Source organism: Paenibacillus sp. J22R67, assembly GCF_059692175.1.
The window spans coordinates 307460-327279 of the sequence record NZ_JCAUAX010000007.1 but is presented as its reverse complement, the minus strand read 5'-3'; the positions used below and the strand labels follow the sequence as shown (position 1 = coordinate 327279).

17 protein-coding genes are annotated in these 19820 nt (G+C 47.3%); 3 read left to right on the top strand and 14 right to left on the bottom strand.

Annotated elements, in window-relative coordinates; all coding sequences use genetic code 11:
- Nucleotides 1-20: 20 nt before the first annotated feature.
- From AC58VC_RS25655 to AC58VC_RS25645, 3 genes are all read right to left on the bottom strand, one after another.
- A complete protein-coding gene (locus tag AC58VC_RS25655; RefSeq protein WP_497372653.1) occupies nucleotides 21-1406 on the bottom strand; it encodes an ABC transporter substrate-binding protein in 1386 nt (461 codons plus the stop codon).
- 66 nt (nucleotides 1407-1472) lie between these two features.
- Nucleotides 1473-2369 carry a sugar phosphate isomerase/epimerase family protein gene (locus tag AC58VC_RS25650; RefSeq protein WP_497372651.1) on the bottom strand — a complete coding sequence of 299 codons (897 nt, stop codon included), beginning with the start codon at nucleotides 2367-2369 and terminating at the stop codon, nucleotides 1473-1475.
- 166 nt (nucleotides 2370-2535) lie between these two features.
- Nucleotides 2536-3576, bottom strand: coding sequence for a LacI family DNA-binding transcriptional regulator (locus AC58VC_RS25645; protein ID WP_497372649.1), 1041 nt, complete (start codon nucleotides 3574-3576; stop codon nucleotides 2536-2538).
- 294 nt (nucleotides 3577-3870) lie between these two features.
- Between AC58VC_RS25645 and AC58VC_RS25640 the strand changes: the two genes are divergently transcribed.
- The 3 genes from AC58VC_RS25640 to AC58VC_RS25630 all read left to right on the top strand — a co-directional run bounded on the left by AC58VC_RS25640 (nucleotide 3871) and on the right by AC58VC_RS25630 (nucleotide 6884).
- The gene (locus AC58VC_RS25640) at nucleotides 3871-4821 is read left to right on the top strand and encodes a carbohydrate ABC transporter permease (protein ID WP_497372647.1); all 951 of its coding nucleotides are present in this window, start codon (nucleotides 3871-3873) and stop codon (nucleotides 4819-4821) included.
- The gene (locus tag AC58VC_RS25635; RefSeq protein WP_497372645.1) at nucleotides 4818-5648 is read left to right on the top strand and encodes a carbohydrate ABC transporter permease; all 831 of its coding nucleotides are present in this window, start codon (nucleotides 4818-4820) and stop codon (nucleotides 5646-5648) included. The genes AC58VC_RS25640 and AC58VC_RS25635 overlap by 4 nt, the downstream gene beginning before the upstream one ends.
- 78 nt (nucleotides 5649-5726) lie before the next feature.
- Nucleotides 5727-6884 carry an MFS transporter gene (locus AC58VC_RS25630; RefSeq protein WP_497372643.1) on the top strand — a complete coding sequence of 386 codons (1158 nt, stop codon included), beginning with the start codon at nucleotides 5727-5729 and terminating at the stop codon, nucleotides 6882-6884.
- A 592-nt stretch (nucleotides 6885-7476) separates the two neighbouring features.
- Here AC58VC_RS25630 and hisD read toward each other — a convergent pair.
- The 11 genes from hisD to AC58VC_RS25575 all read right to left on the bottom strand — a co-directional run bounded on the left by hisD (nucleotide 7477) and on the right by AC58VC_RS25575 (nucleotide 19798).
- The gene (gene hisD, locus AC58VC_RS25625; RefSeq protein WP_497372641.1) at nucleotides 7477-8751 is read right to left on the bottom strand and encodes a histidinol dehydrogenase; all 1275 of its coding nucleotides are present in this window, start codon (nucleotides 8749-8751) and stop codon (nucleotides 7477-7479) included.
- A gap of 43 nt (nucleotides 8752-8794) precedes the next feature.
- On the bottom strand, nucleotides 8795-9754 hold the full coding sequence (locus AC58VC_RS25620) for an aldo/keto reductase (protein ID WP_497372639.1): 960 nt from the start codon (nucleotides 9752-9754) through the stop codon (nucleotides 8795-8797).
- 28 nt (nucleotides 9755-9782) lie between these two features.
- Nucleotides 9783-10574: a phytanoyl-CoA dioxygenase family protein gene (locus AC58VC_RS25615; RefSeq protein ID WP_497372638.1), complete on the bottom strand. Its 792-nt coding sequence runs from the start codon at nucleotides 10572-10574 to the stop codon at nucleotides 9783-9785.
- Between the two features lie 30 nt (nucleotides 10575-10604).
- The gene (locus AC58VC_RS25610; protein ID WP_497372636.1) at nucleotides 10605-11435 is read right to left on the bottom strand and encodes a carbohydrate ABC transporter permease; all 831 of its coding nucleotides are present in this window, start codon (nucleotides 11433-11435) and stop codon (nucleotides 10605-10607) included.
- Between the two features lie 17 nt (nucleotides 11436-11452).
- Nucleotides 11453-12340 (bottom strand): carbohydrate ABC transporter permease, encoded by an 888-nt coding sequence (locus AC58VC_RS25605; RefSeq protein ID WP_497372634.1) that lies wholly within the window; start codon nucleotides 12338-12340, stop codon nucleotides 11453-11455.
- A 75-nt stretch (nucleotides 12341-12415) separates the two neighbouring features.
- Nucleotides 12416-13855 (bottom strand): extracellular solute-binding protein, encoded by a 1440-nt coding sequence (locus AC58VC_RS25600; RefSeq protein WP_497372632.1) that lies wholly within the window; start codon nucleotides 13853-13855, stop codon nucleotides 12416-12418.
- Nucleotides 13856-13911: 56 nt separating this feature from the next.
- A complete protein-coding gene (locus tag AC58VC_RS25595; protein ID WP_497372630.1) occupies nucleotides 13912-14754 on the bottom strand; it encodes a PIG-L deacetylase family protein in 843 nt (280 codons plus the stop codon).
- A gap of 230 nt (nucleotides 14755-14984) precedes the next feature.
- The gene (locus tag AC58VC_RS25590; RefSeq protein WP_497372628.1) at nucleotides 14985-17228 is read right to left on the bottom strand and encodes a helix-turn-helix domain-containing protein; all 2244 of its coding nucleotides are present in this window, start codon (nucleotides 17226-17228) and stop codon (nucleotides 14985-14987) included.
- 102 nt (nucleotides 17229-17330) lie between these two features.
- Nucleotides 17331-18119 carry an SDR family NAD(P)-dependent oxidoreductase gene (locus AC58VC_RS25585; RefSeq protein ID WP_497372626.1) on the bottom strand — a complete coding sequence of 263 codons (789 nt, stop codon included), beginning with the start codon at nucleotides 18117-18119 and terminating at the stop codon, nucleotides 17331-17333.
- A 44-nt stretch (nucleotides 18120-18163) separates the two neighbouring features.
- Entirely contained in the window at nucleotides 18164-18955 is a 792-nt protein-coding gene (locus AC58VC_RS25580; RefSeq protein WP_497372624.1) for an SDR family oxidoreductase, read from the bottom strand.
- Nucleotides 18956-18967: 12 nt separating this feature from the next.
- A complete protein-coding gene (locus AC58VC_RS25575; protein ID WP_497372622.1) occupies nucleotides 18968-19798 on the bottom strand; it encodes an HpcH/HpaI aldolase family protein in 831 nt (276 codons plus the stop codon).
- Between the last annotated feature and the right edge of the window lie 22 nt (nucleotides 19799-19820).

Below are 19820 nucleotides of genomic sequence, written 5' to 3'. Positions count from 1 at the left end.
CGACTCCCATTCTCTTACATCTACTGCGGATTCGCTTGCCACCAGTCTTTAAGCATCTGTTTGGACTTGGAGTCAATATTCCCAATCGTCTTGTCTACATCTTGACTGCCTGAACTGAACCGGATAATTTCATCCTGTACGATGCGATCTACATCCGTGAAGGAAGGAATCCATGGCTCCAAATATTTCTTGTAATTTTTAGAATTTTCGCTAATCTTCTTGATGATATTGAACTGCGGGCTTTTCACCAAAAATTCCTTCGTTTCAGGCAACTCCATAGCCTTGGTATTCATCGGATAGTAGCCTGTGTTCATGAACCATTTCGCCGACACCTCTGGGGTTGCCAGGTATTTCAAGTAATCCCATGCTCCCAGCAAGCTGTCTTTATTCGCCCGGTCAAAAAGATAGACAGCAGAGCCGCCGATACCGGTACCACTCGTGCTCGCCTCGTTAACGCGCGGCAATTCTGCGACCCCTACATCAAACAAGCCGGCGTCGATAATATCCTTCTTAAATCCACCCATCGACGCCGTAGAGGCTGGAATCATGGAATACAACCCGGATTGAAATCCTTTCGTAGGCGCCGGATCCGTAAATTCTGCCCCTCCGGTTGCGAGTACCTTCTGCCATTCGGTCAACAATGTTTTCAACGTGCCATCGCTCGTCATCGTCATTGTAGTAGGCGTACCAGTCCGCCCTTCTTCCTTATCAAATATGTATTTATTCTCGCCCTGCATCGGAATCCACGTCCCGAGCAAGAAGAAGCGCAGTTGTGCACTAATACCGTAACGCGTAATCTTGTCACCGTTTTTCACAGTAAGTGCCTGCACCGCTTTTGCCAGCTCCGCCAGTGTTTTCGGCGGATTCTCCGGGTCCAGTCCTGCGCTGCGGAAATGATCCTTGTTATAGTACAACATGATGGATGAATTCGAGAACGGCAATCCGAGCATTTTGTCATTGTACATGGCATATTGCAACGCATTCGGATTCAAATCGCTTGCGTTCAATCCGGACTTATCCCGATCGATAAACTGCTGGACAGGAACGATATATTTGGAATCCTTCACATCGAAAATCCCTTTGGAGCTGAGCTGCATAATATCCGGTAATTCTTCCTGCGAACCCGATCGAAGAACAGCCGCCAGCTTGGTTGATGCTTCGTCATAGGTACCCTGGAAAACCGGAGTAATCGTGATGCCCTTCTCCTTGCCGACCGTTTCATTATAGGCTTTGGCCGTACTTTCAATATTCGTCGCAGCTGCACCCGTCATTGAGTGCCAAAAAACAACCTTAACAGGAGCGCTCGGCAACATGCTTTCTTGGGACAGAGCACTAGGTGCCGGCGTAGATTCTTGTTCCTGTTTGGTAGAGCATGCTGTAATAACGGAGAAGCATATGGTTAACATTAATAAAACTCTCAACTTGTTATACATGGTTTGATCTCCACTCCTATTTGTTTTCTGTTTAGCTCCTTATTGCGCTTCGGAGCTGCTGTTCGCCAGCGACAATAAATACTGTCCGACCTGGTAAGAGTAACCGGCTGTCAAATCCTTCAATTCCTCCGGCATACCGTTATTCATCTTAATCTCGTAGACGAAATCGCCCTTATACCCAATTTCGTTCCATAGCGGCATAATGGATTTCCAGTCGATATTCCCGAGGAAAGGAAGTAAATGATCATCCGCCAGACCCTGGTTGTCATCAACATGCAACGCGATAATCCGCTTGCCTAACAATCGAATCGGGCGAAGCTGACTTGCATATACTCTGTTAGCGTGTCCGATATCCCAACATACGCCGACTCGAGGGTCATTGTAGGAATCCGCCAATTCGATCAACTCTTCAGCTGTCACTCCAAAACTCCGCCTACCATTGGTGTCGAACATGTTTTCAAATGCCAAATTAACTTTTAACTTCGCAGCTTGCTCCATAATGGGGTCATAAACTTGATGGTTCAGCCGGAGATTGGCTTCCATGCTATGCTCATCCAAGCTCATTTCCGTCAAGGGATGAAAGACTGCCGTCTTCACACCCAGCACGCTGCTTGCAATCAAAGAACGGCGGGTAATCTCGTTAAAGAATGTTTCCTCTTCCGAACCCGCAGGGTAAAGTTTGTTCCCAGGCAAGTAGGGCGGATGCGACTGGCAAAATTCAACGCCAACCTTCTCAGCTGCTTCTTTAATTCGGTAAAGTGCGACTTCCCAATCCGGACCGTTCAGTTCGGTTTTATTGTGAATCATCGCACACATGTTGAGGTCTAGTACGGAGAAACCGGCATTCTTGCATCTTTGGATGGACTCCTCGTATCCGATGTGCCCGTCTCCTTCGCTTCGTTCTCTAAACAAGCTTGTCATTGTTGCCAATCGCATGGACAGACCTCCTAAAGTCTTTTTTTATTTTTGGAACGGTTGAAATTTTTCCGAAAGAATGATTATTTCCGTTCGCTCTTATCCAACTTATCATTATTGCTTGCTGTGAATAAACCGATTTTGGTTAACTGGAAGTAAATAAATTGTGAATTTCACCGCCAAAAAATTACATCTGGCGGTGAATATGTAAATCCCTTACCGAATTGCGCTCAATTAATGTGGGTTCGAGCTTTAAAGAAACTTCTTGGGCATTCTTGTTATGCATACGATTCAGCATCGCAAGGCATGCCGCTTCACCCAGCTGCTTTTTATGTCCGTCAATGATGGTCAACGCAAGTGGTGAATGCGCAGTAATGATTGATTCTTCGTAACCCATAACGGAAATATCTTCAGGTATTCGCACGCCTTGCTTGTACAAATATCGAATCATTCCCATCGTGATCCCATCGCTCCCGCCAAAGACCGCATCAGGCCTGATTCCCTTCTCCCACAACTCACTCATCGCTTCGTAGCCGCCCCTGCCGGTATACGCAGCATGGATAACATGCATTTTTTTCTCTTCTGGATGGCTATCCTCAGTAAAGGCTGCCGTAAAGCCCGCCAGTTTTTCTATGGAATTCACATTATCTTGAGGTCCATTCACAAAAACAATAGTGTTGTGTCCCTTCTCCAGCAAATGCTTGGCGGCAAGATAACCAACCTGGTACGCATTGACGGATACGGAATCGACTCCCTCATAGGTACGCCCGATAATGACGACGTATATATTTTCCTTTCGGAGACACTCAATAAATTGACTGTCGAACAAGCCCCCAATGATGAATACCCCGTCTACACGCTTGTTCTTGACAATGTTCGGCAGCTTGTCATGCATGGAGAAACGTTCTGTAAGTAACGTGTAATCCGTATTTTTCAATCCTTCATTGATGCCATAGCTGACATCGAAAAGCAGTGTTTCGGGAATAGACTCGAATCCGTAAGACAAGTTTTCCTCTCCCGAAGTTACAAAGATCAACCCGAATGTCCCTTTTTTGCTTGTAGTCAGTGCGCGCGCAACCATATTAGGTACATAGCCCAGTTTGTGGATGGCTTGCAGTACCTTGTATCTAGTTTCCAGTTTGACTAAATTGCTCCCGTTAATGACCAATGAAACTGTGCTTTTGGACACGCCAGCCTCCATAGCTATATCCATAATCGTGACACCCATAAAAGCCTCCAATCCAATATCCAGCTATTAATAACTATTTACAATATATACTATCCACTGATGCGAATTGTTAGCTGAAGATTAACTCCATGTTAAATCTCGCCCGCCCAATTGACAACTTTTTTTAGTGTGATGTAAGATTCAAGTGTTGCTAGGCTACTTTGTTTCATGGTCCTTAATCCGTTTTAATCTCAAATTGGTTCAAAATCGGAGCGATGGAAACCACTTTTGGAACGCTCCAAATTTGGTTGGCATTCGACCGCCTATTAAAAATGTTCGGAGGGTACTCGTCTCATGGCCAAATTTGTGTCTTCACCAATTAGCAGTATTCCATCGTTGCTCAACACGGCAACCAGCAAGCGCAAGCGCAGAAAAGATATATGGAAGGCCTATCTGTTCGTCCTGCCTATCATCCCGTTTATCCTCGTATTCGACTATTTTCCATTCTTGCGCACCTTCATCTACAGCTTATCCAGTGTCAATGCACAAGGCAAAATAATCAGGTTCGTCGGATTGGATAATTATATGAACCTGTTCGGCAGGCAGGAATTTGTAAACTCGCTGCTCGTTACGTTGAAATTTACGGCTATGTATGTTCCGTTTGCCATTATCTGTCCTTTGCTGCTTGCACTCATTGCTGCTCCAAAAAATCCGTTTGCCAGAACCAGTCAGCTGTTGTATTGCATTCCAATGGGTGTTTCCATGGCGGTGACTTGTTTAATATTCGAACAATTTTTTGGCCGCACAGGACTCTTGAATTATTTGTTTAACCTATTTGGCTTGTTGCAGAATACAACAGCTATAAATTGGCTGCAGGACCAGACGTGGGCGCTCCCTTTCCTTGTGATTCCCATGGTCTGGACCCATATGGGCTTCGACTTCCTGCTCATGCTGTCTGCGGTTCGCAATGTTCCGCAGGATTTGTTGGAATCGGCCGAAATGGATGGCGCCAGTTATTGGAAGAAAACGTTTCGCATTACGTTACCTATGATATCGCCTACCTTATTTTTTGTTATATGCACGCAGATCATTGTTGGGTTAACCATGGTCGCCCCTGTTATGATCTTAACGAAAGGCGGTCCTCTTGGCGCTACGTCAACTCTGATCTATTATATTTACACATCAGGGTTCCGAAGCATTAATTACTCGCTGGCAAGCACAGCAAGCATTTGCGCTTTTATCCTCACGTTTATCTTCCTGTTGTTCAACTTTCTTTATGAGAAAAAAGGGGTGGTGTACGAATGACGTACAATCGAAATTTGAAACCGTACCTGACAGCTGTCCTCAAACTGCTGCTCGGTTTGATCGTAGCATTTCCAATTTTTTATGCCCTTATGGCCGGATTCAAAACCGAAAGCGAGTTTGGCACATTTCCACCTTCAATCCTGCCGCACAGCTTTGCCTATTTGGACAACTTCCGGACCGTTTTGTTCGAAACTCAAATTTTGCGCTTCATGTGGAATTCATTCTTCATAGCGCTTGTCGTTACTGTCGTACGACTCATCCTATCCAGCTTGGCTGCCTACGCCTTTGCCTTTTTCAAGTTTCCCGGAAGCAGTTTCTTGTTTTTCTTTATTCTTGGCACGATGATGACCCCGTCGGAAGCTTTGCTAATCTCTAACTTCATTACTGTCAGCAAGCTGCACCTATTAAACAGCTACCTTGGCATTATGATTGTGTTCTTTGTATCTGCCACTCAGGTATTCATGTTTCGCCAATACTTCAAAACGGTGTCGGGCACTTTGCGGGAAGCCGCGTTTTTGGACGGCTGCGGCGACTTCCGGTTCTATGCCAGAATCTGTATCCCCGTTTCCTTACCGATTATAACTTCGCTTGGCTTGTCGTCGTTCGTTGGCGTATGGAACACTTACTTATGGCCGTTACTCGTTACTACCAAAGCGGAAATGCGCACTGTACAAGTAGGCATCACGCTGCTGACCGCCCATGAGGGATCGAACGATACCCTTGTATTTGCGGGGATTGCGGTTATTCTGATTCCATCCATTTTGTTTTTCATCTTGTTTCAGCGAAATATGGTGGGCGGCATTTTCAACGGGGCTGTGAAGGGGTAAGAACCCAAGAGCTGAGGTGTATGATTGGGTATATTAACTTCTAGAAGGCGGCTGAAAGAAATGCTTATAAGCGGTCAAATGAAACGATTACTGCTCATGAATGCAGTATCGATCGTTATTTTTAACTACATTGGTATTTTCGTCAATTTATTTATATGGGAAAAGAATAACAGCATCTCCGAGGTGGTCTGGTTCAATCTGGTCATGTTCATCACTTGGACATTTGGGTTTGCAGGTGGTTATAGATTGCTCACCAGTTGTACGACCCGTGTATTGATTCGAATCAATGCGTTCTGCGGTGCAATCGTTTTCCTGCTTTTATCCGTATTGGAGCTGGATAACCGACTTCTATGGATCACTATTATTGCCATTCCAATCGGGATCATGTGGGGATTATATGCCGTAACGCAGAACATTACATTGAGCGTGTATGGGAAAGGGAAGGATTTCGAGCAATATTTCTCCATAGCCAATATTATCAACCAGATCGTCTCCATCGTTAATCCAATAGCCTTTGCTCTTATTATCAAATGGATTGGTTACTCTGGCTCCTTTCTATTATTAATGTTATTTGTTGCTTTATTACTGATAGTTTCCTTCCATATTCCTTCCATTACCCTCGCCGGCGAATCGGAACGACTATTCCGTGCGATTCGATTTCGGCAAGTATTCTCCAGCAATGCACTGCGCTGGATGGTTCCGTCCTTTATGGCAACAGGCATATTTTTGCAATTTCAAGTTTTGTTTGCGTTAGTGTTTACGTTTACCGTATCGGAAGACAAGTTGGTCATCGCGATACTGAATGTACTGAATGCCTGCTTCGCCATGGGGGCTATGTTCATGTATAAGCGTTTGAAAGTCCGTGAAGGGACCTGGCTCGTCATCGGTACGATTTTTGTTTCGGTTGGTATTCTTCTGCCATTGTTACCCAAGGCACCCCTGCTTATCATTTCAAATATTTTAACAACCATCGGCATGTTCTATTTTGGGACGGTCTGGAACACTAGACAATTCAGAATTATTACGAAGCAAACAGCCATTCAACAAGCTCATATTTTTTTATGGCGAGAATGCTTTTTGAATGCTTCAAAAATACTATTGCTTATATTGGCCTTATCGGTAAAGGAGATTAATGGAGCAACGTTTATTGAATTAATTTTGCTAGCGCTCGTCTGCGCTTTAATGGTCCCGTATTTCTCCGGTAAGAGCATCGAGATGTTTGAGAGACAGCCTTAACCCGTAACGAGCCGAAGCCAACTGTGGATAAAATCATTAAGAAACCGGAACCCAAGCGGGTTCCCGGTTCTCATCGCCCCGGTCCGAGCTTTCTGTATAGACCTTCCTTAAGGGAACTAGAGTTCTCTATTTTAAGAAAAACGAGCTGTTTCCTCTCCGAGCGGAACTACAAGACCTTATTCTGCCTCCATGTCACGTTTACTGGGCAAAATTGGGCGAATAGCGCACAGCAGTTCCCTTTATACTTGGAAAATGTTCATATTATTGGAAATAAAGGCCTGTAGTTCCCCTCAGTAAGAGCCGCCGCATGGCTCATGGCGCTTCACTTGTTAAAACCTGACGGATCGAATCCCGTCAGGCTCAGGTGTAGCTACTTTACTACCCATTCACCCTCCACTAACGCTATTCACCATACAGCCAACTTCCACCTCACCTGCCAAAGACAAATGACATAAACGTTTGCAGATATTCCGCAAAGCATAGACCTTTCTTAAGGGAACTAGAGTTCCCTATTTGAAGAAAAACGAGCCGTTTCTCTCTGAGGGGAACTACAGGACCTGACGCCAAGCCAGTATAAGAAGATCAAGGGGCTTCATCGGTAACGTCGCACACGTAGATCCGCCTGTTCTTTATGGCCCATGAAATTTTCAATTTCACACAGCCTGGAGACATATTCGCCAACCAATTTGCTGGCATCCTTCGTACAGCGTTGATAGGTACATGTTTTCAAAAATTTCCCTACCCAAAGCCCGCCCGTATATCTTGCTGCCCCTTTGGTCGGTAACGTGTGATTCGTGCCAATCGCTTTATCACCGTACGCCACATTGGTTTCGGGACCGAGAAATAAAGCTCCGTAATTTGTCATGTTAGTCAGAAAATAGTCCGGCTGTTCCGTCAAAACTTCCACATGTTCATAAGCAAGCTTATCGGCTTCGATAAGCGCTTCCTCTATACTGTCCACCACCAGCACGGTACCGTAATCCCGCCATGCGCTACCTGCGATGTCAGCGGTTGGGAGTACTTGGAGCTGCCTCTCGATCTCAAGCAGGGTCTCCCTGGCTAGTGACTCGGAGGTCGTGATCAAGGCTGCCGGCGATGTAGGGCCGTGTTCCGCCTGTCCAAGTAAATCCACAGCCACCATTTCCGCATCTGCTGTATGGTCTGCGATCACTAGAACTTCTGTCGGTCCCGCAATCAGATCGATGCCAACTTTCCCGAACAGCTGCCGTTTGGCCTCAGCCACGTAGGCATTACCAGGCCCTACAAGCATATCAACGGGACGTATCGTTTCTGTCCCAAGAGCCATGGCCGCCATGGCCTGAATTCCGCCAAGCACGTATATCTCGTCAGCCCCGGCGAACGCCATCGCGCAAATCGTTGCGGCCGGTATTTCCCCTTTAATCGGCGGCGTGCAAGCAATGACTCGCTTGACTCCAGCGACTTTAGCCGTGAGGATACTCATGTGCGCAGAAGCGACCATGGGATAACGACCACCAGGGATATAACAACCTACGCTGGCAACAGGAATATGTTTATGACCCAGAATAACACCGGGCAAAGTTTCGACTTCCAGATCCTGCACAGTTGCTAATTGTTTTTCCGCAAAATTTCGAATCTGCTGCTGCGCGAATCGGATATCCTCTTTCACTTGCTCCGGTACGCTAGTGATAATTTCCCCAATTTGCTCCTCACTCAATCGGAAATGCTCAGGCGACCAACGATCGAATTGTTCCGAGAGTTTACGAACAGCTGCGTCTTTACCGACTCCAATCTCTCGAATAACTTCTTTCACGGTATGGTAGACAGCCTCTTCACTGGAAGCATAAGATGCCTGCACGACATCTCCTTTTTTCAAGTAGGTAGCCACTGTGCTCTCCTCCACGATTCAAATTCAGATGAATTCCATGCTGTCATTTGCCTTCCCACAGGTTAGGCGTAATCACATAATCGGGCACTTGCGCAAATTCCAGCGCCAGCTCGTGCAGTGTCCTTTCACGGATAGCAGGCGTACTCAGAAGCGCAATGTTTGCGCTCACCTGGTCCGGCGTTTCAGCTCCGAAGACAATGCTCGCAATGCCGGGCATATGGTGAATATAAGAAAAAGCAAACTCAGCCACAGACATCCCTTCCTGCTGAGCGAAGGCATGTAAACGAACAAGCCAAGGCTCTGCCGGCTTAAGCCGTTCTTGCAATGCCTCAGGCTTCATGAAGAACAAACCCTGCAAATAAATGCTTCTTGCAAACAGCTTTTTATTCGAGCGTCTAAGTTGTTCGAAGGTCCCGTTCGCAAACATTCGGCGATCCATGACATTCATGGGCACCTGAACAATTTCATAACAATCATCCTGGAGCTCACGCCAATTCTCCGCAAATTCTCGCACATCAAAGGAAAGCAGCGAAGCACCGATGGTGCCGATATTCCCCCGCTTCACCTGCTTGCACAGCAGCTCTGTCACTTGTTTACCGAATTGACCCAGCACGTTCGGTCGATGCAGCAGCACAGCGGGCAGACAATCCGTCTGAAGCCGTTCCATGGAGCGATTCACACTCTCTTCGATTTGCGCTTCCAAGTCGGACAACGTCGTTGCCTGATTCACCTGTAAAGTGAACTTCGTGATGATCGTGGCTGCACGGGCTTGTTGCTGAAAATAACGGCCGAGCACCTGCTCCGCATTCCCGTAGGCGCTTGCTGTATCGAGGCAGGTAATGCCTCCGTTCATAGCAGCATCCAAAATGCGTCCTGCCATTTCTTCATCCGGCTGTCCCAGCTGGTTCGCAATGCCATAGGGCATTCCCAATTGGACGGTTCCCAGCGTCAACGGAGAGATCGCGGATGTCCACTGTTCATTGTCGGTACGAATAAGACTCATCTCGCTTTCTACTAGGCGATCGTTCCTTTTATTCCCGTTTTCGAATACGTTTTGTATAAGCCGGGCGGCCAAAAGCCTCCACAGGCAGTTCTCCCTGAGGGTGGTAGCCGTATTCGTCTTTTCCTTTCATCATATACAGCTGAAAATCAGGATACGTTTGCGGGTCCCATTGCACCATCGTCTTGGAATAGCGAATAACAAAACCGTTGCGCCAGCGATCGGAGGTATTGGGACCGGAACCATGAATGAGCGAATCGACATGCATAGAAATGCCACCGGCTGGAATGATCATCGAGACCGCATCCTTTTCGCTGAATGTCCCTTGATCGAGTTCGAAAGACAAAATCGCGTCATCGCCGGCAACTTTATGCTGGATCACGCCTGCTTTATGCGTCCCAGGGATCACCTTCATAGCGCCATTAGCTTCATCCACATCTGTGAAAGCCAGCCACACCGTGACCGTGTTGTTCAGCGCAGTAGACCAATAATAGGAATCCTGATGCCATGGAACTACTTTGTCTGAATGAGGCGATTTCGTAATAAACTCACTGGCTGCCAAGTAAAAGTCGCTGCCCAGCACACCTTCAACATAACGAATAATTTGCGGATGAGCACAAATGTCATACAGCCACCGGCTCGTCTTATGCCAGCCCATGATGTCCGAAGGATTTTCGTCCCCCTGTAGTAATGCCGTTAGCTGCTCATATCCCTGTTGTAATTCCTTCACTTCTTCGCCTGAAAATATGGCAGGAAGACCCAATAAATACCCATGATCCTCATAGAACTGCTGCTGCTCGGCGGTTAATTGATTCAGACCCATCCGAAACTCTCCCTTCTGCGCCTCTGCTACTCACCCCTTTAAAGCTCCTAAGGTAATACCTTCCGTAAAGTACTTCTGGAAATAGAGAAAAATGATCAGCACCGGAAGCGTAGCGAACATCGCACCCGCCATCGCAATACCATAATTCGTCTCGAGCTCCGATATTTTCTGGGCAACCTTAATACCTACCGGCAAGGTAAACATTTTCTCCCCGTTCAGTACAATGACTTGCCACACATAGTCGTTCCACGTATTCACGAATGTAAAGATAGCAAGCACGCCAATCCCAGGTTTGGCGAGTGGCAAGATGATATGCCAGTACATCTGCCATTCGCCGGCACCGTCGATTTTCGCTGCTTCGTTTAATTCCGTCGGCAGCGAAGCCATGAACTGCTTCAACAAGAACACACCGTATGGCCAGCCTACGACCGGCAGTAAAACCCCCCATCTTGTATTAATGAGGCTAAAATCATTTAACAGCTGAAATAGTGGGATAAAGAGCACCGTGTGCGGAATCGTCATGGCAGCAATCATCACAGTGAACAACCATTTGGAGCCTGTAAATGGAATTTTGGCTAATGCGAAGGCTGACAAAGAGCTGACCGCAATAACAAGCAAAGTAGCGATTAGCGAGATGAACATGCTGTTATAGAACCAGGTGAACACTGGACTGTTCTTGAATAGCGCCGCATAATTTTGGAAAGTAGGATGAACGGGTATCCATTCTGGCGGGATCTGCAAGGCGACCTTCAGATTCTTGAAGGAGCCGCTGACCATCCAATAAAAAGGCCAGAGGAAGAACAAAGTGAGTACCCAGAGGAAAATATGGCCTCCCCATATCGGTGATTTTTTATTCGGCATCTTCGTCTCCCCCTTCCTTAGTATTCAATATCCGATTTAAGAAATTTGAACTGCACAAAGGCAATCAAACTGATAAGGACGCACAGGACGATCCCCATCGCATTCGCAATACCAAAGTTCATGTTAACGAACGCTTGCTGATAAATGAGCATCATAATCGTCGTTGTCCGATAAGCTGGCCCTCCGCCTGTCATGATCAAAATAATCGCAAATACTTGGAAAGCACCGATCGTTCCCGTTACCACGACATATAGCAAGGTCGGCTTTAGCATTGGAAGTGTAATCTGGAGGAACATCTTCCCCGGCTTTGCACCATCCAGTGCAGCAGATTCATAATAATCCTTGGGAATTCCGCCAAGCGCAGCAGAGAATACAACAACCGCTGAACCGACAGAGATCGTAAGCACAATTAAAGATAACGCAAGTGTCGCAGAATGAACTCCCAGCCAATTGACCGACTGTAAACCGACGAGGTCAAGGATGTAATTGCCGAGGCCAAACTGTCCATTATAGATGTACTGCCACACTAAAGTTAGGGAGACAATCGAGGTTACGCCCGGAATATAGAAGGCTGCCTTGAAAAATGATTGCATTTTTTTCGGATACGCATACAAAGTAACCGCTATCATCAGGGCAATAACCGTGATGGATGGAACCAGATACAACACAAATTCCAACGTATTGCGAATCGACTTCCAGAAGAGAGGATCTGTGAAAATCGTGCGGTAATTGTCAAGCCCCGACCAATAGTACTTGGTATAGTCAAAACCATAAAAGCTGCTTTTGATAGCTTTGAGAATGGGATAAACAACAAACAGCAGAAAAAACAACAACATGGGCAGGACGAATAGCCAACCGCTGATTTCTCTGCGCAAACGGATGCTGCTGAATTTACTCTGTTTCATTGGCTGCTCCTTCCTTCTACCGCTAAGAGGATAAGGAAATGACGGCAGGTGACAACAGCCAACCTGCCGCATCGATTACTTATTGTATTTGGCAATGGTGTCGTTAAACTTCTTGGAGATGGTATCTATGGTTTGCTTAGGCGTTGACATACCGATAAACAGCTTTTGGATTTCAGGGAACATCGCGGCTCTCATCTCAGGATAACCTTTGATTCCCCAGCCTGGATCAATAACCGGCCATTCCTTCGTTTTCGTCGCCAGCTTAGCAAGGAACTGAAGCTCAGGGTCGCTTTCGGTCCAAGCTGGCGCTTTGCCAAGCGGGTTGAAGGACTTCATAGCGGTTTGGAAAATCGTATTATCTTTCATCGTCCAATAGAGGAATTTTTTCGCCCATTCTTCTTTGACCGCATCCGCATTTTTGAACACGACTCCGAAACCTACTTCAGACTTTAATGCTGCTTGCCCTGCTGTTGTCGATGGGAAATTGACGTACATGTACTCATGCGGCCCACTGACGCTTCCGTCTTTCAAGCCGTTCTTAATGATATCGGAGTGGGCTGCCGAGGCAACGACCATCCCGTTCTTCCGCTGTTTCCAATAGTCTAATGCGTTCGTAGAGGTCAACGTTTCGGGATGCGGCGTCACAAGACCTTCATCAACCAGCGATTTGAAGAAGGTTAATGCTTTTTCCGTTTCCGGGCTTTCCCCAGCCGTATATTTCGTGTAATCCGCATTAAATAATTTAGCCCCGTAGCCGGAGATTATATTGTTATAAATCTGATCGCCTTGTTCGTTCAGAGCGAACAGCGTCAGTCCGTATACGCCCTTCTCTTTGTTCGCAACGGCTTTCAATGCCGCTTTGAATTGATCCGGCGTCCACGTTCTGTACTCATCTTGCGGAAGCAGATTTTCAGCTCCAGCCTCTTTCCACAAGGATTTATCCAGAATCAATCCGAGCTGCGTCGAGTAGTATGGCATCGTCACAACGTTGCCGCCTACCGAAACCATTTTCATCATATCCGCACTCTTCTTCACTTGAGCCAGATCTTCTGCTGGAATAACATCCTCCAGGGAAGCTAGCGCCCCCATCTGTCCGTATGCCAAAGTACGTCCCGGATAATCCAAAAAGACGTTAGGCGCCGACTTGGAGGCAATCGCTGTCGTGACCTTCTCATTAATGCCGTCGAAAGGGATGAGCTCGATGTTTACCTTAACGTTCGGATGGATTTTGTTCCACTCAGGGAGCAGATCCTCTTTGAACCAGTCACCAGCCTTCTGCCCTGGCTTGTATGTACCATTCGGCGCTGCCCAGACCGTCAGTTCAATCTTCGGATCTTCCTTCGGGGCTTGTGACGCTGCTGCTCCCGGACTCGTACTGCCTGCGGGTGCTGTGGTCGGCGACGGTTTACTGGAACCCTCATCTGTACTGCACCCTACGGTTGTCGCCATGAGAAGCGATACACCTGCTGCTACAAACAATGATTTAAATGAAACATTTTTCATTTTACGGATCATTCCGTCGGCCCCCTTTTCCTATGTAAAGCGAATTGGATTATACGTGGAAAACGAAGTCAAGTAAGGGGAAACATCTCACGAATACTCATCGTCGAATAGGAGAGATGTCTCATTAGCAAATCACTTTTTTGTGCAGCTTCCGTCAAGGGCAAATGCGAATGCGTTTCGTTATAGACGCGGTAAAAGCCTTCTGCGAAATTGACGCCAGCCGCCCGGCCGTATTCGCCGTTGTAGGATTCAAGCAGCTTGCGAGCGAATAAGCCGCTATAGCCTTGGCTTTTGAACTCATCCATCGCTTTGATCTTCTCGCCCACAACGGAGCTAATATCGATAAAAACGTCATTGCGCATCCCATACAAGCTAAGACCATCGATCGGACTAACCGGCAGCGAAGTTAAGAAGATCTGTTTCACTTGATAGTCCTCCTGACCGTCCAGGTTTTTCAAGAAGAGCGAAACCTTGCTTAGTCCGGCAAACGCCATCTGTGTCGCAATCGTATGCGGATTATGGAAGGCCGTATTCATCGGAAAATCGCAAATCACGATATCCGGCCTTTCCTTGGACACCTCTTCCGCAATTCGGTTCACGATCTCTTCATTCACAACCGAATAGTTATCATCATAATCAAGTAAAATGAGCTTGGAAATTCCGATCGTTTGAGCGGCACGCTCCAATTCACGCCTTTTATTCAGCGCAATTTCTTCTAAGCCTGCATGTAGAAGGCTCTCGTCGGGATTGTCTTTTCGCCATTCCTCGGCGTATTTGTTGGGATGCAGCCGTCCTCCATGTGTCAAAATCAGAGCAACGACTTCATCCCCGCGCTTCGCGTGAAGCGCCAGCGTACCTCCGCAATTTGTGATCGTATCAGCGGGGTGCGCATAAATCGTCATCACTTTCATAGAGCCCTCCTTGTGTGATCAGTTTGATGAACCTGTTGAACCCCTCTGCGAATCCATCTGCACAGCGCTGTCAACATCAATAGTGTGATCTACCAACAAGGTAGCATAGGCTCCCTAACATTGCGTAGGTGAAATTCATTAGAAAACCTTTGATTTCGTTAGTCCCACAAGAGAATATAAGGAATTCGACCTGTTTCTTAAAATAACAAAGTCGTATGGTCAGTTAGTGCTCATCCAATTTGCCCTAAAAGCTGCTTGCGATACTGCGAAGGCGACAGCCCCGTGTTGTCCTTGAACCAAATACTGAAATAGTGCGGATTCATAAATCCGACCTGCAGGGCGATATCCTTGATTTTGTTGGCTGGTTCTTCGAGCAGCCGTTTGGCGTGCTCCATGCGCACTTGCCCGACGTAGTCGGTAAACCCGACACCGACTTCTTTTTTGAATAATTGACTGAAGTAGTTGGCGTTTAGGCCGACCTGTTCGACCACTGAATCAATGCCGAGTCCAACATCGCTGTAGTGCTCATTAATAATTTGCAACGACTTGAGAATACTTCTGCTAGGCTTCTTCTCTTCCTGAACACTCGGACTTAAATGTTCTCTTACAAGTGCGATAAACTGCCTTCCGTTCTTCTCCAGTGGCTGCGACAATAATTTTTCCTGCACATCGCCGAACCAGCTTTTGCTCAGGACCGCCGATTGACCTGATTTAATGAGCAGCTTATACAAGTGATTGTAGAGCGAAGCCATTAACGCATACAGCACGTGCGGAACGAGATGGCTGGCTCTGGCATAGACAATCAGCTCTTCCATTACTGCTGCACAGTTGTCGATATCGCGCTGTTCCATGTAATAAAGAAGCTTGTTTTCGTACGCTTCAGGGTACTGTAACTTCCAGGAGTCTCCGACGAAGAAGACATTGGTCTGTTCATCCATTCTTTCGCCAACCAGATAATTCAGCAATGTCTTGGCTTCCTCGAACGAGGTTTTGATCAGATTAACATGCTCATATTGGTTACCGACGAACGCGTACATATGTAGGCCAAGCCTTTCTTTCAACACGGCGATCAGCACATTGATTTTATTAAACACTTCTTCATTGGTGCCGTTAAAAATTAAACAGTACTGTTCACTCGATAAATAAATGCTAATCATCTCATGCCAATTTTCGAATTCATGGATGATCGATTCCGCCCGATCCAGTATCTCTTTCTCGTTACCTCCATGCACATGCAAAAGTACAACTCGAAACGAAGTGCTGCTGAGACGGAAACCAAGCCGCTCCTCGAACATCTGCGCTTCTGTCTCCGTCATGCTCCCTTCTATAAGAGAACGAACCAGCTTCTCCCGCATGAGCGGCTCGCCTTCACGAACTTTATCAATCATATGATTAAACGCACGGCCAAGGTCACCAAGCTCATCTTTATATAAAGGTTGGAATTTCAAATTCAAATTACCCTGCTCGACATGCCGGAGCATGCGAATCATTTTGCGCATCGGCATAGAAATCGTCCTTGAGATGAAGACAGAAACAATCACCATGAGCGCTAGGGACAGCCCTAGAAAAGCGATCCATAAATTGTTTATTTGTTTCAAATCCTTAAGCAGTAAGCTCTCTGGAATCGTATGAACAAACGTCCAGTTCGTCAAAGGGTGCTTGGAATAAGCGACAACATAGTTGTCACGTTCTTCGGTATAATGCCCTTTCGTACCCGTCATTCGGGCAATGTCAATGTGAGGATTCTCTGCTCCGCTCCCGGCGGAAAAAATAAAACCGTTTGAATCGACGATACTGTTCGTACCTTCGTCCAGATTAGATGAGGCCAAATAATTGTTAAGGATCGTTGGAGAAATGGAAATGATGAGATACCCGAGGATTTGTAAATTATTTTTATCGTAAATCGTTTTGAACATGACAATGGAGGTTTGCTTGTCACGCCATTTGATGAATGACCATAACGAATTGCTGCTGTTATTGTTGGCCATTTTGTCGTACCAGCCTTGTTTTACGAACTCATCGCTGACCAAATAACTAGGCGTAAAATTCATCCCGACACCGCTGTCGTAAACATTCTGGTACTTATCCACCAAATAAATCGCTTCGATGCCATAAAACCTGTCAGATAACTGCCTTAATTGATCATAGATATAATTGTAAGCTTGTATACGATTCATTCCATTTAAATTCGCCGCATTGGCGCTTAAGGGCTCTTGAATATTTTCATTGTAGACGAGGAGCTGTGAGGATTTTTCAATACTTTGAATGTAACTATCCATGCTGCCGGTAAAATATTCTATTTTTTGCAGCATCGCATTGCCTTCCCGGTCCGTCATAAATCGTTTGATAAATGTTGAAGAAAGCACGGCAAAGATGATGAGCGCAATAAGCGTAACAAGAGAGAACGATAACCACAGCTTTTTTACCAATTTCAGATCGTGAAAAACCCGGAACCCATTGACAGAGCTTCTCATAACCTTCACCCCCAATAATATCTATTTTTCTAGGCCAAAATTGACATAACCGCGGGTACGCGAAAACGGCACCATGCGTCGATGCCGTTTGTGTATGGATGTTTACTTCGCTGTGTAACCTCCGTCTACCGGAAGGTTCGTGCCGGTTACGTACTGGGAAGCATCGGATGCCAGGAACACGATTGGCCCCCAAATGTCATCCGACTTCGCCATGCGACCTAACATGGTTCTGTCGTTGTAGCGATGAACGAATTCCGGGAGGTTTTTCTCCGTCTGGAAGCCTCCCGGCGAGATGCAGTTGCATCTGACCTGACGTGCCCCATAATAGCTGGCGATGAATCGGGTGAAGTTGACCATACCGCCTTTGTGGAAGAAATAGTCCGGGACTAGGCCGTTTAGCGGAAGCCCCTCATAAAGGGTAGGATCAGGTCCAACCATGCCTTGAATCGAGCCGATGTTAATGATCGACCCCGATCCCTTCTCGGACATCCAATCTCCGATTACGCGCGTGATTTCGAACAACCCTGTCGCATTAACCGCCATGCTGCGCGCGAAGTTCTCGAGTGAGTCATTATAGTGCGACATCGTGCGAGCAACCGCATTATTGATGAGGACATCGCACTTCCCTTCTCGCTCTTCCAGCTTATCACGGATCGCAGCAATCGAGGACAGATTCTCTTGGTCAAACTGGAGGGCGTGCACCGTGTAGCCATCTTGTCTGAACTTTTCCTCAATCGCTTCAAGACGCGATTCATCTCGTGACGTCACATACACGTTGCCTCCGGCCCCAGCGCAAGCGATCGCAATTTGCGTACCATAGAGCCCAGCGCCTCCTGTCAGTAATACCGTCTTGCCGGCTAGCGAGAAACTTTGCATCACATGCGAATTCAATTCGAATTCCTCCTGTCCCTTGTGGAAGCACCGCTTTCCTATCGTTACCAAGCCGTCCATCCGCCGTCCACCATCAGGTTCGATCCGGTCATATAACTGGAGGCATCGGAGGCCAGCATAATGACGGCTCCTGCCATTTCTTCCGGCTTCCCTACCCTACCGAGCATGGTCTTAGCTTGCAGCTGCCCAAGAAATGCCTCATTCTGACCGATGACGGTGTTCGGAAAAGGACCCGGAGATACGCTGTTGCAGCGTATCCCATATTTCGCCAAATGTGCGGCGCAGTAACGGGTCAGTTGGACGACGCCCGCTTTCCCTGTGCCATAATTTGGCGGGTTGTTCGCACCGCTATCGCCATAGATGGAAGGATCGGGCGAAACGATTCCGTACATCGAGGCAAAGTTGATGATCGAGCCGCCGCCGCTTTCTCTTAAGTACGGAATGGCTTCCCGGATACAGCGGAACGTCGTTCCTGCCGTCCCGTCTACGCCTTTTTGCCAAACTTCATCTGTCATGAATTCCAGCTCTGCTCCTTTGCCATAACCTGCCCCATAGGTAGCACAGTTGACCAATACGTTCAAACGTCCGCTGGCTGCGAAGTGTTCCTGCAGCATATTCTGGATCGAAGCCGTATTCGAAACATCACAGACGACACCCCGCAGACGACCTTCCTGAATTGCAGCATCCAGCGTTGTATTTGTACGGAAGCTCAGATCCGCCACCGTGACATCGGCGCCAAAGGCCAGCAGTGCTTCCGTGAGCGCCGAACCGAGATAACCGGAACCTCCCGTGATCACGACACTTTTTTGCTGCAAAGAGAATAGCTCTGTATACATATCCCGGCCTCCTTAACTGCTCTTCGTTGAGCCGTAGACAGAATCCGTGCCAGTTCCAGACACGCGGTTAATACTTGCGGCAATTCCGCTTAAATATTGGCCAAATCCAACGACATCCGCTCCCACACTGACAAATTGGTAGCCCATCGCCGTCAATTCCGACAGGTTGCTAGGACTGCCTACCGTTCCTGCAAATTTGCCGTGCTTTTGCGCCAGACGAGCGACCGCTTGGCGTGTTTCTAGCAGCAGCGGATGGTCCCATTTGCCAGGCGCACCAATGCCCTGACTGAAATCCCCTGGACCGAAGAAGATCATGTCCAGTCCAGGCAGTGCAATCATCTCCTCGAGCTCAGAGAGTGGCTCCGGATCTTCAATCTGCAGCACATTGAAGCGCTGATCATTCGCCTGAGAGATGTAGTCGCCCAGCTCCAAATTGCAGAAAGCGCCATCGGCATTCCCGCCATCGAGCGGGCGGCGGCCGATCGGATGAAACTTCGTATGATGAATAATTTGCTTCGCATCCGCCAGACTCATCACATGTGGAATCATAATTCCCGCTGCATCCATCTCCAGCGGGCGAATCAGATCGCTATAGCTGCCTCTCGCCACGCGCACTAGAACATCCACATCATAAGCTTTTGCTGCCCAGATTTGCCGCTCGATCACAGCCCAATCATTCGGGACATGCTCCATGTCCGTCCAGAGGCAGTCCACACCAGAAATCCTGGCAGCCATTTCCGTAATTCGCGGGTCAGCAAGATTTAACTTCAGTGCAATTGCTGTTTCCCCAGATCTAAGCTTGCGTAAAACTCGACTCGGACGCATATGAAATTGTGTTGTCATCCTTTAGTCCTCCTTCATGTGT